This is a genomic window from Rhodothermus marinus (assembly GCF_009936275.1).
Lineage (GTDB): Bacteria > Bacteroidota > Rhodothermia > Rhodothermales > Rhodothermaceae > Rhodothermus > Rhodothermus marinus_A.
This window is the reverse complement of sequence record NZ_AP019797.1, coordinates 2275600-2291154: the sequence shown is the minus strand read 5'-3', so window position 1 is coordinate 2291154 and position 15555 is coordinate 2275600. Positions and strand designations below refer to the sequence as shown.

Annotated in this window: 13 protein-coding genes; 3 read left to right on the top strand and 10 right to left on the bottom strand. The window is 67.1% G+C overall.

Annotated elements, in window-relative coordinates; genetic code table 11:
* Positions 1–3: 3 nt before the first annotated feature.
* The 4 genes from GYH26_RS09845 to GYH26_RS09830 are packed head-to-tail and all read right to left on the bottom strand — an operon-like array spanning position 4 to position 3679.
* Positions 4–789: an ABC transporter permease gene (locus GYH26_RS09845; protein WP_161541505.1), complete on the bottom strand. Its 786-nt coding sequence runs from the start codon at positions 787–789 to the stop codon at positions 4–6.
* Positions 786–1739, bottom strand: coding sequence for an ABC transporter ATP-binding protein (locus tag GYH26_RS09840; RefSeq protein WP_161541504.1), 954 nt, complete (start codon positions 1737–1739; stop codon positions 786–788). Before GYH26_RS09840 ends, GYH26_RS09845 begins: the two co-directional genes overlap by 4 nt.
* A 2-nt stretch (positions 1740–1741) precedes the next feature.
* Entirely contained in the window at positions 1742–2656 is a 915-nt protein-coding gene (gene cyoE, locus GYH26_RS09835) for a heme o synthase (protein ID WP_161541503.1), read from the bottom strand.
* 6 nt (positions 2657–2662) lie between these two features.
* On the bottom strand, positions 2663–3679 hold the full coding sequence (locus GYH26_RS09830) for a COX15/CtaA family protein (protein WP_161541502.1): 1017 nt from the start codon (positions 3677–3679) through the stop codon (positions 2663–2665).
* A 173-nt stretch (positions 3680–3852) separates the two neighbouring features.
* Here GYH26_RS09830 and glmM point away from each other — a divergent pair, with 173 nt between their 5' ends.
* The 3 genes from glmM to GYH26_RS09815 all read left to right on the top strand — a co-directional run bounded on the left by glmM (position 3853) and on the right by GYH26_RS09815 (position 9070).
* The gene (glmM, locus tag GYH26_RS09825) at positions 3853–5229 is read left to right on the top strand and encodes a phosphoglucosamine mutase (RefSeq protein ID WP_161541501.1); all 1377 of its coding nucleotides are present in this window, start codon (positions 3853–3855) and stop codon (positions 5227–5229) included.
* 100 nt (positions 5230–5329) lie between these two features.
* Positions 5330–8119, top strand: coding sequence for an acetate--CoA ligase alpha subunit (gene acs / locus GYH26_RS09820; RefSeq protein ID WP_161541500.1), 2790 nt, complete (start codon positions 5330–5332; stop codon positions 8117–8119).
* A 141-nt stretch (positions 8120–8260) separates the two neighbouring features.
* Positions 8261–9070, top strand: a complete 810-nt coding sequence (locus GYH26_RS09815) for a TerB family tellurite resistance protein (protein ID WP_161541499.1) — start codon at positions 8261–8263, stop codon at positions 9068–9070.
* 14 nt (positions 9071–9084) lie between these two features.
* On the opposite strand, the gene GYH26_RS09810 is transcribed toward GYH26_RS09815, so the two are convergent.
* Genes GYH26_RS09810 through GYH26_RS09785 form a run of 6 tightly spaced genes read right to left on the bottom strand, consistent with a single transcriptional unit; the run spans position 9085 to position 15545 of the window.
* Positions 9085–10179, bottom strand: a complete 1095-nt coding sequence (locus tag GYH26_RS09810) for an ABC transporter permease (protein WP_161541498.1) — start codon at positions 10177–10179, stop codon at positions 9085–9087.
* A 6-nt stretch (positions 10180–10185) separates the two neighbouring features.
* Positions 10186–11331 carry an ABC transporter permease gene (locus GYH26_RS09805; protein ID WP_161541497.1) on the bottom strand — a complete coding sequence of 382 codons (1146 nt, stop codon included), beginning with the start codon at positions 11329–11331 and terminating at the stop codon, positions 10186–10188.
* Between the two features lie 7 nt (positions 11332–11338).
* Positions 11339–12277 (bottom strand): ABC transporter ATP-binding protein, encoded by a 939-nt coding sequence (locus tag GYH26_RS09800; RefSeq protein ID WP_161541496.1) that lies wholly within the window; start codon positions 12275–12277, stop codon positions 11339–11341.
* Positions 12274–13632, bottom strand: a complete 1359-nt coding sequence (locus tag GYH26_RS09795) for a TolC family protein (protein ID WP_242006375.1) — start codon at positions 13630–13632, stop codon at positions 12274–12276. Before GYH26_RS09795 ends, GYH26_RS09800 begins: the two co-directional genes overlap by 4 nt.
* Positions 13629–14576, bottom strand: a complete 948-nt coding sequence (locus GYH26_RS09790; RefSeq protein WP_161541494.1) for an ABC transporter ATP-binding protein — start codon at positions 14574–14576, stop codon at positions 13629–13631. The genes GYH26_RS09795 and GYH26_RS09790 overlap by 4 nt, the downstream gene beginning before the upstream one ends.
* 3 nt (positions 14577–14579) lie before the next feature.
* Positions 14580–15545 carry an HlyD family secretion protein gene (locus GYH26_RS09785; RefSeq protein ID WP_161541493.1) on the bottom strand — a complete coding sequence of 322 codons (966 nt, stop codon included), beginning with the start codon at positions 15543–15545 and terminating at the stop codon, positions 14580–14582.
* Positions 15546–15555: the final 10 nt, after the last annotated feature.

Here is a 15555-nt window from a genome sequence, read left to right as displayed (position 1 = left end):
CGCTCAGGTGCGCGGAAGTGGGCGGCGTACGGTGCGTACGGCCAGCAGGAGCAGTGCGACGGTGAACAGCAGTGTGATAAGCAGGCAGGCCTCGGGCGTACCCACTGCACCGGCGGCGCCCGGACCGAACAGGCCCTGCCGCAGGGCGCTGACCATGTAGGTGACGGGGTTGAGGCGCATGAGCGCCTGCAGCACCGGGGCGGCGCCTTCGATCGGAAAGACGGCCCCCGAAAGGGCCCAGAGCGGCAGCAAGGCCACGTTCATTACGGCGTGGTAGCCGCGCGTGGAGGCGGCATGCCAGGCCACCACAAAGCCCAGCACGGCAAAGGCCAGTCCTGTCAGCACGCTGACGCCCAGCGTGAGCGCCAGTCCGGATGGGGTCAGGTGGACGCCGTTAACGAAAGGAAGCAGGCCCAGCAACAGTACTGCTTCCAGCAACGCCAGCGTCGTGCCGCCCAGGCCGTAGCCGAGCACCAGAGCCGTACGGGGGACGGGAGCTACCAGCGCGGCCTGCAGCAGGCCACTCCGCCGCTCCTCGACGATGGCCATGGTGGAAAAGATGGCCGTGAACAGGATCGTCAGCACCACGATGCCCGGCAGCAGGTAGGCCAGATAGGAGCCCGGCGCGGACGGCCCCGCCAGCCGGATCGATCCGTGAAAGCCCAGACCCAGCAGCAGCCAGAAGCCGAGCGGTTGCGCCAGGGCGCCGAAGAGTCGGGCGCGATCCCGTACGAACTTGACCAGCTCGCGCCACCAGAGCATCCGGATGGTCAGCAGCGTGGCATTCATGAGACCGGTGCCGTAAAGGATTCCAGCGAAGCGTGCAGATGGTGGCCCGTGTGCACCAGAAACACGTCTTCGAGCGTGGGTCGCCGCACGGTTGCGCTCCGCAGCCGATCACCCAGTGCTTCGTAGAGGCGCGGCAGCAGCGCGTGGGCGTCGGGTGCTGCCACGCGCACCGAGGCCCCGATCGCACGGGCTTCGACACCGAAGTGGGGCTGAACGAAGGCCGCAACGGCTTCGGGTTCGGACGTTTCCAGCCAGAGCACCTCGTCGCCGAGGGCACGGGCCAGCGCATCGGGCGCGCCGGCGGCGACCAGGCGGCCTTCGTCGAGCAGCGCGACTTCGTCGCACAACTCGGCTTCTTCCAGCAGGTGCGTGGCCACGATCAGCGTCAGCCGGTCCGTCTGGCGCAACTGGCGAAGCGTTTGCCAGAAGGCATGGCGCGCCAGCGGATCCAGCCCGGTCGTGGGCTCATCGAGCAGCAGCACACGGGGGTGGTGCAGCAGCCCCCGTATCAGATCGACGCGGCGTTGCTGGCCGCCCGACAGACGCCGTACCGGCTCGTGCCGTCGCTCCTGCAGACCGAAGCGTGTCAGCAGCTCGTCGATGCGATTTCGGAGCGGCTCACCCCGCAGGCCGTAGAAGGCGCCGTGCAGCCGCAGGTTTTCCTCGACGGTCAGATCGCCGTCGAGCGCTGGTTGCTGGAAGACCACGCCCAGGCAGCGGCGAACCGCCCCGGGTGCTGCTACCGTGTCGTGACCGCATACCCGCAGGCGGCCTTCCGCGGGTTGCAGCAGCGTGGCCAGCAGCCGCATCAGGGTGGTCTTGCCGCTACCGTTAGGGCCCAGCAGCCCGAAGCAACAACCGGAAGGAATGCGGAGCGAGAGCGATTGAAGGGCGAGGCGGGAGCCGTAGCGAAACGTGAGCGCTTCGATTTCGACAGCAGCTTCGGACATTTTCAGCGCAGCAACCAGTCCAGCACGATCAGGCCCGTCAGGGCCGGGATGTACACCACCGACGCGATCAGCACGCGGCGGGCGTCCTGCACGTGGCGCGTCCGGAAGAAGGCCACGGCCGGCCGCAGGAAGTAAAGACCCAGCAGGATGGAGCCGACCAGGTAGATCGAGCCCGCCACGCCTGCCAGGTAGGGCGTGACGCCCAGCGGCAGCAATAGCGCCGTAAAGCCGAGCGTCTGCCAGGCCGTCGAGCGGCCGTCGGGCTCCACGACGGGCAGCATCCGGTAGTGGGCGCGCTCGTAGTCTTTGCGGTACATCCAGGCCAGCGACAGGAAGTGGGGCATCTGCCAGACGGCCAAGATGGCAAAGAGCGTCCAGCCGCCCACGTCCAGGTTGTTCGTGGCGGCCGTCCAGCCGCCCAGCGCGGGCAGGGCGCCCGGAATCGTGCCGATCAGCGTGTTGTACTTCGTGCGACGCTTCAGCGGCGTGTACACGTACAGGTAGAGCAACACGGTGGCGATAGCCAGCGCGGCCGTCAGCGCGTTGGCCACCGGGCAGAGCAGGCCCACTCCGGCAAAGACGAGCAGCATGCCCAGGTAGCGGGCTGTGGTGGGCGAGACGCGTCCGGAAGGCAGCGGCCGACGGGCCGTCCGGCGCATGGCCGCGTCGTAGTCCCGCTCCAGGTAGTGGTTCAGGGCGCCGACGCCGGCCGCCGTCAGACCGGTACCGGTCAGCGTGCCCAGCAGGTGCCAGCCGTTCAGTCCCTCCGGGCAGCCCAGCAGATAGCCGGCCAGGGCCGAGAGCGTCACCTGGAAGGTGATCTCCGGCTTGGTCAGCTCCCAGCAGGCCTGGAGCTGCACGCGCCGCTCGGCCGAAAGCGGCAGGGCTGCCAGCAGAGAGCGCGGCTGATCGGTCATGACGGCTTATCGATTGGTCTGCGAAAAAGCGGCCAGTTCGGGGGCGACCGCCGCGGCCGGCGCTTCGGCGCGACGACGCAGCGCCAGCAGCGTCAGCACCACCGTGCTGCCCATGAGCAAAGCGCCCGTGGCGACGTGGGCCGTCCGCAGCACCACCTGGAGCGTGCTCCGCAGCGCTACCGGTGTTTCATACAGCAGCACCAGGTAGGCCGACAGCCCCAGTGCAAACTGCAGCGCTACGATCCAGAGCATCGCCCAGGCGGCCCGGTTGAGCAGGCGGTTGGCCTCAAAGTGCTTCTGCACGTGAATGAACACGGCCAGCACCAGCCCTGTCACCACGAAAGCTCCTGCAATATGCACCACGGCAAAATGAATCGCAATCCCTTGGCCGGGATGGCGCAGCAGCACGCCCAGAATGATCTGGCCGTAAAGTGCCGCAATAGTCCAGAGCGAAAGGCGGCGCAGCCGATCCAGGGGCGGACCGTCGGCGGGCACGGCGCGGGCTTCGAGCCAGGCCGGCGAGGTGAACAGTGCGATGGCCACGATCAGCGAGAAAAAGAGCTGGGCGGTGGCTCCGTGCACGGCCGCCAGCGCCAGCGAGTTTTCCGTGACGCGCAGCCCGCCGAGAATGCCCTGAAAGATGACGAGCCCCAGCGCGGCAAAGCCCAGCCGACGCATCCAGCGGCGCGGATCGCTCCGCCAGGTCCACAGCGCCAGCCCGATCGTCAGCAGGCCCACCAGCGCGCCCAGCAGCCGGTGGCCGTGCTCGGCCAGGATCGGCGTGCGATCCCACCATTGTGCCGAGGGATCGGTCGGGTCGTGAAAGCCCGTCTTGAACGGATCGTACGAGCCGAACGACGAAGGCCAGTCGGGCACGGCCATCCCCGCATCGATCGTGGTGACAAAACCGCCCCATGAGATCAACGCCAGCGTGAAGAAGGCCGTCAGCACGGCAAACCACCAGCGGGCGCGCGCCCGGTGATCGTGGGGCTGAACGGGTATGCTCCAGTCTGCAAGTGCCATGATCGAAGACGTATCGTCTGAACCCCGGATCAAATCTGCCGAACGTTGCCCCGCAGGGGCTGTTTCATAAAAACGACTTGAAAGTCCGGTTTGTCAATGGACTTCTGTTGAAAAGCTCGACATTCTGGTCGTTGCTGCACGAAATTGTCTGCAAAAATAAACCAATTCGTGCCATGGCCGAAAAGCAGGTTCTGATCGCATCGATTTCGGGCATTCGGGGCATTTTCGGAGCCGGGCTGGGACCAGAAGAACTGGTGCGGTATGCAGCCGCCTACGGGGCCTGGCTTCGGAAGCAGATCGGGGGGCGGCGACCGCGCGTCGTGGTGGGGCGCGACGGGCGCGTGACCGGACCGGTCTGTGCCCGCATCGTGACGGCCACGCTGCAGAGCGTGGGGTGCGACGTGCTCGACGCCGGGCTGGCCACCACGCCCACGGTGGAGGTGGCCGTGATGGCCGCCCAGGCCGACGGCGGCATCGTGCTTTCGGCCTCCCACAATCCGGCCGAGTGGAACGCGCTGAAGCTGCTCAACCGCCACGGGGAATTCCTGACGCCGGACGAAGCCCGCGAGGTGCTGACCCTGGCCGAAGCCGGCGCCATGCCGCTGGTGACCTGGGAAGCGCTGGGGACCTACGAGGCCCGCGACTTTCTGGATGCGCACATCCAGCGCATCCTGGCGCTGGACTTCATGGACCCTGAGCGCATCCGGCGGCGACAGTTCCGCGTGGTGGTGGATGGGATCAACTCGGTGGGCGCCGTGGCGCTTCCCGTGCTACTCCGGCGTCTGGGCGTGGCCGAAGTGCTGCTGCTCAACGGGGAGCCGAACGGACGCTTTGCCCATCCGCCCGAACCGCTGCCCGAGCACCTGCAGGAGACGATCCGGGCCGTGGCCGACACGGGCGCCGATCTGGGGCTGGTGGTCGATCCCGACGCCGACCGCCTGGCGCTCATCGCCGACGGCGGCGAGTACGTCAGCGAAGAACTGACGCAGGTGATCGCCGCCGACTTCCTCTGGCGCTTCCGCGAAGGACCGTTTGTCACGAACCTGTCCTCGTCGCGGGCCATTGAAGACGTAGCGGCCCGCTATGGAATGCCCGTCTACCGGGCGGCCGTCGGCGAGATCAACGTGGTGCAGAAGATGAAAGAGGTGGGGGCCATCCTGGGCGGCGAGGGCAACGGGGGCGTGATTCTACCCGACGTGCACTACGGCCGCGATGCGCTGGTGGGCGCCGCCATGGTGCTGCAGCACCTGGCCAACCTGGAGCAATCGCTCTCGGAACTGGTGGCCACGCTCCCGCGCTACGCGATCGTCAAGCACAAACTGCCGCTCGACAACCTGGATGCCGACCAGGCGCTGCAGCGGCTGGCCGGGCGCTATGCGCACGCCCGCATTACGACGATCGACGGATTGAAGATCGATCTGGACGAAGGCTGGGTGCACCTTCGGAAATCCAACACCGAGCCCATTTTGCGTATCTATGCCGAAGCGCGGACGCCCGACGAGGCCGCCGCACTGGTGCAGCGGTTTGTTGACGAATTGAGGAGTGTGTAGTAAGAAAATGTCAAATCACCACTTCGTATCAACTTGTTTCGGCGTGGGTCGTACAAGTTTTTCGATATAAATATCATGCGAAACGAACAGCAAGCGCGCCATGGAAGCCCGGCCTGATGTGATGCAGCACGACCCATCTCACGAGCTATTTCTGCCCCGGCGTCTGCATCTGGACGCCATTTTCCGGCCGCGCAGCGTGGCCGTCATCGGAGCCAGCGAGCGTCCGGGCAGCGTGGGGCGGACGCTGCTCTGGAACCTGATCAGCAACCCGTTCGGCGGCACGGTCTATCCGGTCAACCCCAAGCGCACGAACGTGCTGGGCATCCGGGCCTATCCGTCCGTGAAGGATATTCCCGAGCCGGTGGACCTGGCCGTCATCGCGACGCCAGCCCCCACGGTGCCCGGCGTCGTGCAGGAGTGCGTCGAGGCGGGCGTCAAAGGAGCGGTGATCATTTCGGCCGGTTTCAAAGAAATCGGCGAAGAAGGGCGCCGGCTGGAGGAGCAGATCCTGACGATTGCCCGTAAGGGCGGCATGCGCATCATCGGTCCCAACTGCCTGGGCGTCATGCGGCCGGTCACCGGGCTGAACGCTACGTTTGCCAGCACGATGGCACGTCCGGGTACGGTGGGCTTCATCAGTCAGAGCGGCGCGCTGCTGACGTCGATCCTGGACTGGAGTCTGGAAGAAAACGTCGGCTTCAGCGCCTTCATCTCGATCGGCTCGATGCTCGACGTGGGCTGGGGCGACCTGATCTACTATCTGGGCAGCGACCCCTACACGAAGAGCATCATCCTCTACATGGAGTCGATCGGCGACGCCCGTTCGTTTCTGTCGGCTGCCCGTGAAGTGGCGCTCCAGAAGCCGATCATTGTGATCAAGGCCGGGCGAACCGAAGAGGCGGCGCGTGCAGCGCTTTCACACACGGGCTCGCTGGCCGGGAGCGACGAGGTGCTCAGTGCCGCTTTTCGCCGGACGGGCGTCCTGCGCGTCGATAGCATCGCCGATCTCTTCTACATGGCCGAGGTGCTGGCCAAGCAGCCGCGTCCCGAGGGGCCCCGGCTGACCATTCTGACCAACGCGGGCGGAGCGGGTGTGTTGGCCACCGATGCGCTCGTGCAGGGCGGCGGCCAGCTGGCCGAGCTTTCGGAGGAAACGAAAAAGAAGCTGGACGAATTCCTGCCGCCGCACTGGAGTCACGGCAATCCGGTGGACATCCTCGGCGACGCCGATCCGGAGCGCTACGCGAAGGCGCTGGAGGTGACGCTGGCCGACGAAAACAGCGACGGCCTGCTGGTCATCCTCACGCCACAGGCCATGACCGATCCCACGCAGACGGCCGAGCAGCTCCGGCGCTTTGCACAGAGCCGCAAGCCGATTCTGGCCAGCTGGATGGGTGGGGTGGAGGTGGCCGCCGGTAAAAAGATCCTGAACCGCGCCGGCATTCCCACCTTCCAGTACCCCGACACGGCCGTGCGCGTGTTCAACTACATGTGGCGCTACAGCTACAACCTGCGCGCCCTGTACGAGACGCCTTCGCTGCCCGACGATGAGATCGACGGAGGCCCGGACCGTGAGCGGGCGCAGCAGATCATTGAGCAGGTGCGCCGGGAAGGGCGCACGCTGCTGACCGAGTACGAGGCCAAGCAGGTGCTCGAGGCCTATTGCCTGCCCGTGACGCCGACGCGCCTGGCCCGCACGGCCGACGAAGCCGTGGCGGCCGCCGAAGAGCTGGGCTATCCCGTCGTGCTGAAGCTGCATTCGCTCAAGATCACGCACAAGACCGATGTGGGAGGCGTCCAGCTCAACCTGGATTCGCCCGAGGCCGTACGGCGGGCCTTCGAGACGATCCGGCGCAACCTGGAGGAGCGCGGCCAGGCCGACGCGTTCGACGGCGTCACCGTGCAGCCGATGGTGCGGGCACGGGACGGCTACGAACTGATCATCGGGAGCACGATTGACCCGCAGTTCGGGCCGGTGCTGCTCTTCGGCGCGGGAGGAACGCTCGTAGAGGTGTATCGCGATCGAGCCCTGGGACTGCCGCCGCTCAACACGACGCTGGCGCGGCGCATGATGGAGCAGACGAAGGTCTACCGGGCCCTGCAGGGCGTGCGCGGACGGCCGCCGGTCAACCTCGACCGCCTCGAAAAGCTCATGGTGCGCTTCAGCCAGCTGGTCGTCGAGCAGCCCTGGATCCGGGAAATCGACGTGAACCCGCTGCTGGCCGCCCCCGATCAGATCGTGGCGCTGGACGCCCGGATCGTGTTGCATCCGCCAGACCTGCGCGAAGAGGAGCTGCCGCGTCCGGCCATTCGTCCCTATCCGCGTCAGTACATGAGCACCTGGCGCCTCAAGGACGGCACCCCGGTGCTCATCCGACCCATTCGTCCCGAAGATGAACCCCTGCTGGTAGAATTCCACCACAAACTCTCCGAGCGCAGCGTCTATCTGCGCTACGCCAGCCTGCTCAAGCTCAGCCAGCGCGTGGCGCATGAGCGGCTGGCCCGGCTCTGCTTCATCGACTACGATCGGGAAATGGCGCTGGTGGCCGAGCGGCGCAGCCCCGAAACCGGCCGTCCCGAGATCCTGGCCGTCGCGCGACTGACCAAGATCTACGGCACGAACGATGGCGAATTTGCCATGCTCGTGCGCGACGACGTGCAGGGCAAAGGGCTGGGCACCGAGCTGCTGCGGCGGCTGATCCAGATCGGCGAGGCCGAAGGACTTGAGCGCATCGTAGCCGACATCCTCGTGCAGAACCACGCCATGCAGCACGTGTGCCGGAAGCTGGGCTTTCGGATCATCCGGAGCGACGACCCCGCCGATCCGATGGTCAAGGCCGTCAGGGTGCTCCGCGTCCCGGTCGAACGTGAATCCCTTGCAAAAGCGTAACAAACCGGCCTTGCGTCCAAGCACCTTGCTTTCAGAAATTTGTTAAAGAAAGACAGCCGGCTGGCCGATACAGGCCGGGTTGAGGATTCCGCCCGCACGGGCTGACGATAGAGAACCTCCATCAAAACAGAGGGATATCGCATGTCCGAAACGCGCTGCATGGCCGGCCGGCTGCAGGAACTGGCGCTCCTGTATCTGATCGCGGCCTCCCGCGAAGGTTTGCCGGTCGGCGACGGTAGGCTGGAGGCGGTCATCGACCAGCTACAGGCCCGTTGTCCGACGATCCCGCCCGACCAGTTGCGGGCGCTGGTCCTGGAGGCATTCGATGTGCTGCTGGCCGCCGAAGATCCGGAGGCGCTGCTGCAGGCCACGCTGGAGGCCGTCGAACCCCATCTCTCGCAGGCTCAGCGCCAGGCTGTGCTGCATGATCTGTTGCGCATCGTGGAGGCCGACGGGATCGTCATGGAAAGCGAGCGCCAGCTGCTGGAGCTGGTGGCCCGGCGCTGGGGCCTCGAGCCGCCCTACGAGCGGGTGCGCGTGCTCGATCCGGGCCAGGAAGGCATTCCCGAAGTGCTCATCCATCTGGCGCTGCTCTATCTGGTGCTGGCGCACGGCGTCGATCACGAGCTCACGCGTCAGGAGCGGCAGATCATCGTGCGCAAGCTGCGCACCTGGTGTCCGGACCTGACCGACCAGCAACTGGCGGCTGTGCTGCAGGAGGCGATCGACCGCTACGCCGAAGGACTGACCGAGGCCGAACTGCGCGTTTCGGCCGAGGCAATCAAGATGGCGCTCACGCCCGAGCAGCGTCTGACGGCCTTCCACGACCTGGTGCAGATCGCCAACGCCGACGGCACCTTCCTGGACACTGAAGAAGATCTGCTCAACGAACTGGTCGATCTCTGGGAACTGGGCCCGCACGTGGAGGCCACCGAACTGAGCCCCGCCTGAACGCAGGCGCAGCATCAATGCAACTGCCGGCGGAAGCGCCAGGTGCTCAGGCCAAACAGAAGCAACCCCAGCACGAGCAGCGCCAGCATCTCCTCCCAGAGCGCCGAGATGCCCACGCCTTTCAGGAAAATGCCCCGTACGATGGTCAGAAAGTAGCGCAGGGGCACGATGTAGGTGACGGCCTGGATCACGGGTGGCATGCTCTCGATGGGGAAGACGAAGCCGGAAAGGATGATCATGGGCATGAGCGCGAAAAAAGCGGCACCGATCAGTGCCTGCTGCTGCGTGCGGCTCAGCGTGGAGATGAGCAGCCCGAGCCCCAGCGTGTTGAGCAGAAAGAGCAGCGCGCAGCCGAACAGGAGCGGGATGCTGCCACGCAGCGGCACCTGAAACCACAGCGTCGCTACCAGCACCACCAGCAGCACGTCCAGTAGCCCGATCAGCAGAAACGGCACGAGCTTACCCAGCAGCACGGTGGCCGGACGCAGCGGCGTCACCAGCAGTTGTTCCAGCGTGCCCGTCTCTTTCTCTTTGACCAGCGCCAGGGCCGTCAGCACCGTGGTCATCACGGTCAGAAGCAGACCCACCAGTCCGGGGATGATGAACCAGCGGCTGGAGAGCGCCGGGTTGAACCACACGCGCAGCTCGGGCACGACTCCGGCCGAAACGGCACCGACACCGAGGGCGTGCTGGATGATCTGCGACGCATAGCTCAGGGCGACGGTGGCCGTGTTCGTCTCGCTGCCGTCCACCAGCAGCTGGACCGAGGCCGTGGTGCCCTGCGCCACCTCTTTCCCGAAGTCGGGCGGAAAGACGAGCGCCACGGTGGCCTCCCCGCGGTCGAGCCATTCGCCGACGCGCCGCGCGTCGGGCTCGTAGCCGACAAGGTCGAAGTAGGTGCTGGCTACCAGCCGCTGCACGAGGTCGCGGCTGGTGGCCGAGGGCACCGGATCGCACACGACGAGCGGCACGTGTCGCACGTCCAGGTTGGCCGCGTAGCCCAGCAGCACGAGCTGCACGATCGGCGGCACGATCAGCAGAAACAGCATGCGCGGATCGCGCCGCAACTGGCGGAACTCTTTCCGCAGAAAAGCGAGCACCTGTTCCATGGCGGCTCACATCAGATGTTGAAACAGACGGCGCAGGCGAATGCTGCTCAGCGTGAGCATAAGCCCTGCAAAAAGCAACAGCAGCAGCACATCGGGCCAGAAAACGGCCAGCCCGGTTCCTTTCAGCATCACGCCCCGCAGCGCCACCAGGAAGTAGCGGGCCGGCACCAGGTAGGTGAGGGCCTGGATGACCGGCGGCATGTTGTAAATGGGAAAAACGAAGCCCGAGAGGATGAACGTGGGCAATAGCGTGCTGATGATGGCAATCTGAAAGGCTACCTGCTGGCTGGGCGCGACGGTCGAAATCAACAGGCCCTGGCCGAGGCCGGCCAGCAGGTAGGCCAGCACCACGAAGGCCAGCACGAGCAGGTCGCCGCGCACTTCCACGTCGAACAGCAGGCGTCCGACGAGCAGGATCAGTACGGTCGAGCCGATCGCCACCAGCAGATAGGGCAGCGTCTTGCCCAGCACGAGCTGGTAGGGCTCCAGTGGGGCCAGCACGAGCTGCTCCATGGTGCCACGTTCCCGCTCGCGCGTAACCGAAAGCGACGTGGCCACCACCGTGGCCACCATGAGCAGAAAGGCGATCAAACCGGGCAGCAGGAAGCGGGCGCTTTCCAGCTCGGGGTTGTACCAGATGCGGGCCTCGACGGAGACGGCCGCCGGCGGCGGACGGTGCCCGGCGCGCAGCATCTGCTCCAGCACCACCTGACCGCTGAATGCCCGGACGATGGCGTCGGCGTAGCCCGTGACGGCCGAGGCGATCGTGGCGTTCGTGCCGTCCACCAGAAACTGGACCGGCGCCGGACGTCCCGCCTCGAGCCGCTCCTCGAAGTCCGGCGGAATGACCAGACCCACCCGGATCACCTCGTGATCGATGAGCCGCGTGAGCGCCCGCGGATCGTCCACCTGGCGTTTCAGATCGAAGTACTCGGTGATCGCAAAGCGTCGGATGAGCTCGCGGCTGGCCGCCGACCCGTCCTGGTCGCACACGCCCAGCGACAGGTTGCGCACGTCGAACGTGAGCGCGTAGCCGAACAGAATCAGCAGAAAGGCCGGCAGCGCGATGAGCATCCCCAGCGAAAGTGGATCGCGCCGGATCTGGGTGAATTCTTTGACGAACAGCGTCGCGATCATGCGCAGCGCAGCCATGGCCGGGTCAGGTTTCGGTGGGCGGATGCTCGATCAAGTGCAGAAATACGTCTTCGAGCGTGGGTACGATGGGGCGAATGCCGGCGACCGTCAGCCCCGCCTCGCGCAGGCGGCGCACGAGTAGCTCAGGATCGAGAGAGCGATCCTGCAGGGTCACGTGGATGCGACTGCCGAAGGGATCCGCCTCGAACACTTCGGGCATCCGGCGCAGCGTTTCCAGGGCGGCACGTAGCGGCGTGGCTTCCAGCTCGTACAGCGGGCGGATCAGGTAGCGCGCCTTCAGCGCTTCGGGTGCGCCCAGCGCGATGAGTCGGCCGTTGTGGATGAGGCCCAGCCGGTTGCAGTACTCGGCCTCGTCCAGGTAGTGCGTGGTGACGAACACCGTGGTGCCCTCGGCGGCCAGCTCGGCGATCAGGTCCCAGAAGCGACGCCGGGCCAGCGGATCGACGCCGCTGGTGGGCTCGTCCAGAAACACCACAGACGGCTCGTGTAGCAGCGCACCGGCCAGCGCCAGCCGCTGGCGCCAGCCGGTGGGCAGCTCGCGCACCAGACGGCGTTCCTGTCCGTTCAGGCCCACGCGGGCCGTAACCTCGCGGATGCGGGCTTCGAGCCGGCGGCCCGTCAGTCCGTAGGCCGTCCCGAAAAAGTACAGGTTCTCCAGGCCGGTCAGGTCTTCGTAGAGCGAGAACTTCTGGGCCATGTAGCCGATGGCCTGGCGCACGCGGTAGGGCTCGCGGGCCACGTCGAATCCGGCCACGCGGGCGGTGCCCTCCGACGGCGGCAGCAGGCCGCAGAGCATGCGGATGGTGGTCGACTTACCGGCGCCATTGGCGCCCAGAAAGCCGAAGATCTCGCCGGCCTCCACCTGAAACGTCACGTGGTCGACGGCCGTGAAGCTGCCGAAGCGGCGTGTCAGGTCGCGTACGTCGATGGCGGGTATGCTCATGGCAGGTGTTCGGTCAGCGTACCGGTCGCCTGATGCAGCGCCAGCCAGGCGAGCGCGCAGGCCGTCCGGGCCTGGATTTCGCGGGCGCGTGCCTGCGCCAGGGCCGTTTCGGCATCGAGCAGGTCGCTGCTGGTGCGCAGCCCCTGGGCGAACTGATCGCGCACGAGCGCATAGCGGGCTTCGGCCTGACGGACCACCAGCCGGGCCAGTCGCAGCCGCTCGTAGGCCTGCTCGACGCCGAGCCGCGCCTGCGCCAGCGCCACGTCCAGCGCGCGCAGCGTGGCAGCCTCCTGTGCTTCGGCCCGGCGGCGCAACGCCGTGGCCTCGGCCACCTGATGGTGCGTGCGCAGGCCGTTCCACAGATCGAGCGTCAGCGACAGCCCGACCTCCCAGGTCCCCTCGAAGCGATCCTGCAGCGGAATGATGCGCGGATTGGGTCGGGCGTAAAGGTAGCGTCCGACGAGCGCCACCTGCGGCCACCAGCCGGCCCGGGCCATGGACTGCAACGCATCGGCGCGGGCGATGGTGTGCCGGAGTGCGGCCAGATCGGGCCGCCGGCGCAGGGCCAGTGCACGCAGGCTGTCGAGCGGCGGCACCGGCCGCAGGGCCGTGTCGGGTCGGTCGGAAAGTCGGATCGGCGTGTCCGGCGGCAGGCCCACCAGGCTGCTCAGGGTGACGGCGGTGAGTCGGGCCGCCTGCCGCTGCCGGAGCGCTTCGAGCCGGGCCTGCTCCAGCGCCACCTCCACATCGAGTACTTCGCTTTCGAGCAGAAGCCCCTGCGCCTGCCGGTTGCGGGCGTCCTGCAGATGCGCTTCCAGACGCCGGACGTTCTCCTCGGCGGCACGGGCCAGCGCTTCGGCCTCCACGTGCTGCCAGTAGGCCGTGGCGATGCGGTAGGCGAGCGCCTCGCGTCGGGCGTGCTGCTCGGCAACGGCCGCTGCCGCTTCCTGCCGTGCCGCCTCGAGCTGAGCCCGCAGCCGTCCACCCTGAAACAGCGGCTGCTGCAGCGAGAGCTGCAGTTGGTACTGATTCGGAATGTTGGGCGTGATCTCGATCGGCTCGGCACCCGGCAGCGGCATTGTGATGGCAAACGGCGTGATCTCGCTCAGCCGCTGATAGCCGGCCGAAAACTGCAGCCGGGGCTGCAAGGCCGCGCGGGCCTGACCGATACGGGCCTGTGCGGCCGCCACGGCCGCTTCGGCAGCGGCCAGGTCGGGATGCGTCCGGAGCCCCCGTTGGATCGCTTCGGACAGCGTCAACTGTACGGGTTGCGCCTGGAGCGCGAGCGCCAGGCTGCATCCCAGCAGCAGGCCCGGCAGCCAGCGCAGCATCCGGGAAGGATGGCTATGTTTCATCGTACATCGTCGATTTGCTTTGATGGGGTAGACTGCTCGGTCAGGTAGGCGAGGAAGACGTTTTCCAGCGTGGGCGCAATGGGTTGGCAGTCGTGCACCCGCACGGTGCCCTCGGCTTCGAGACGGCCGAGTAATGGCGTCAGTTCATCGTCGTGATCGAGCAGCAGGTGAATGCGGTTGCCGATGAGCTGCACGCGGTGCGCCTCGAGCCAGGCGCGAAGCTGGCGGGCCGCTTCGCGCACGGGTGTGGCCGTCAGTTCGAACAGACGGCCGGGGAGCGACGCACGGAGCGCTTCGGGTGTATCGAGCGCCAGGATGCGACCCTGATGGAGCAGGGCCACGCGGCGGCAGCGCTCGGCTTCGTCCAGATAGGGCGTGGCCAGCACGATCGTCAGTCCTTCCTGCTGAAACTCCACGAGCAGCTCCCAGAACTGGCGTCGGGCGACGGGATCGACGCCCGTGGTGGGCTCGTCGAGCAGCAGCAGGCGTGGGCGGTAGACGAGCGTGCAGATGAGCGCCAGCTTCTGCTTCATGCCGCCCGAAAGGTAGTCGGCCAGCCGGGTGCGGAACGGAGCCAGGCCAGTCATCTCCAGCAGGCGCTCCTGCCAGGCCCGGTCGGTGCCAGTGCCGTGCAGGCGCGCGAAAAAGCGAAGATTTTCCTCGACGGTCAGGTCGCCGTAGAGCGAAAACCGCTGGGCCATGTAGCCGATAAACGGGCGAATGCGCCGGGCTTCGGTGGTCAGGTCATGGCCGAGCACGCGCACGACGCCCTCGTCGGCCCGGGCGATGCCGGCCACCAGGCGCAGCAGCGTGGTCTTGCCGGCGCCGTCGGGTCCGACGAGTCCGAACATCTCGCCTTCACTGACCGACAGCGACACGCCGGCCAGGGCCGTGATCGGCCCGAAGCGTTTCGTGACGGCGCGTAGCTCGATCGGGGGCGTCATGGCTCAGGCGCCGGGTTGTAGGGTGGCGTCGGCGGGCATGCCGGGTTTGAGCAGCCCTTCCGGATTGGGCAGCGTCACCTTGATGCGAAAGACCAGCCGTGTGCGGTCTTCCTTCGTCTGCACGTTACGGGGGGTGAATTCGGCCTCGGGCGAGATGTAGGTGACGCGGCCCTCGAAGGTGCGGTCGGGCCAGGTATCGACGCGCACTGTGACGGGTTGGCCGTACTGCACGGCGCCGATCAGCGGCTCGGGGATGTACAGTTGCACGTAGACCGTGTCGAGCCGGACGAGCGTCAGCAGCACCGAGCCGGGGGCGGCCAGCTCGCCTGGATCGGCTACGCGGCGACTGACAATCCCGTCGATCGGCGCCTCGAGGCAGGCGTCGTCGAGCTGGCGGCGGAGCAGATCGCGCCGGGCTTCGGCCTGCGCGACGCGGGCACGGGCGACGGCCAGCTCTTCGGGACGGGCCAGGTGCCGGAGCTTTTCGAGCTGGGCCTGTGCGGCCCGGTATTCGGCTTCGGCAAGTCGGAGCTGGAGTCGGGCGTCTTCGAGCTGACGATCGGTGGCGCTGCCCTGTGCGTGGAGCGCTTCGAGGCGGGCCGCATCGCGGCGGGCCTGTTCCAGGCGCGTTTCCGCCTGCTGGAGCCGGGCCTCGGCCTGCTCGAGGTCTTCGGACCGGGCCCCGGCCTCCAGCAGCGCCAGGTTGGCACGGGCGGCCGCCACGTCGGCCTCGGCCTGGCGCAACTGCAGCGCAAGCTGCGTGGTGTCCTGGCACACCAGCGGCTGGCCGCGTGCGACGCGGTCGCCTTCGTCCACAAAAAACTGCACGATCTCACCGGTCGTGCGGGCGGCCAGCTGGACTTCGGTGGCCTCGATGGTGCCCGAGACTTCGAGCACGTCGGTGCGGGCAGCCCGGCATCCGGCCAGCAGGCCGCTCAGTAGCATAGCGGAAAGCAGGAGCGTACGCATGGCGCGATCG

Excerpts from the sequence above, each read along its gene's own strand:
- GYH26_RS09790 (WP_161541494.1), bottom strand. The coding sequence starts at position 14,576 with ATGACGCCCCCGATCGAGCTACGCGCCGTCACGAAACGCTTCGGGCCG.
- GYH26_RS09845 (WP_161541505.1), bottom strand. The coding sequence starts at position 789 with ATGAATGCCACGCTGCTGACCATCCGGATGCTCTGGTGGCGCGAGCTG.
- GYH26_RS09805 (WP_161541497.1), bottom strand. The coding sequence starts at position 11,331 with ATGGCTGCGCTGCGCATGATCGCGACGCTGTTCGTCAAAGAATTCACC.
- GYH26_RS09830 (WP_161541502.1), bottom strand. The coding sequence starts at position 3,679 with ATGGCACTTGCAGACTGGAGCATACCCGTTCAGCCCCACGATCACCGG.
- GYH26_RS09810 (WP_161541498.1), bottom strand. The coding sequence starts at position 10,179 with ATGGAACAGGTGCTCGCTTTTCTGCGGAAAGAGTTCCGCCAGTTGCGG.
- cyoE (WP_161541503.1), bottom strand. The coding sequence starts at position 2,656 with ATGACCGATCAGCCGCGCTCTCTGCTGGCAGCCCTGCCGCTTTCGGCC.
- acs (WP_161541500.1), top strand. The coding sequence starts at position 5,330 with ATGGAAGCCCGGCCTGATGTGATGCAGCACGACCCATCTCACGAGCTA.
- GYH26_RS09795 (WP_242006375.1), bottom strand. The coding sequence starts at position 13,632 with ATGAAACATAGCCATCCTTCCCGGATGCTGCGCTGGCTGCCGGGCCTG.
- glmM (WP_161541501.1), top strand. The coding sequence starts at position 3,853 with ATGGCCGAAAAGCAGGTTCTGATCGCATCGATTTCGGGCATTCGGGGC.
- GYH26_RS09800 (WP_161541496.1), bottom strand. The coding sequence starts at position 12,277 with ATGAGCATACCCGCCATCGACGTACGCGACCTGACACGCCGCTTCGGC.
- GYH26_RS09840 (WP_161541504.1), bottom strand. The coding sequence starts at position 1,739 with ATGTCCGAAGCTGCTGTCGAAATCGAAGCGCTCACGTTTCGCTACGGC.
- GYH26_RS09815 (WP_161541499.1), top strand. The coding sequence starts at position 8,261 with ATGTCCGAAACGCGCTGCATGGCCGGCCGGCTGCAGGAACTGGCGCTC.
- GYH26_RS09785 (WP_161541493.1), bottom strand. The coding sequence starts at position 15,545 with ATGCGTACGCTCCTGCTTTCCGCTATGCTACTGAGCGGCCTGCTGGCC.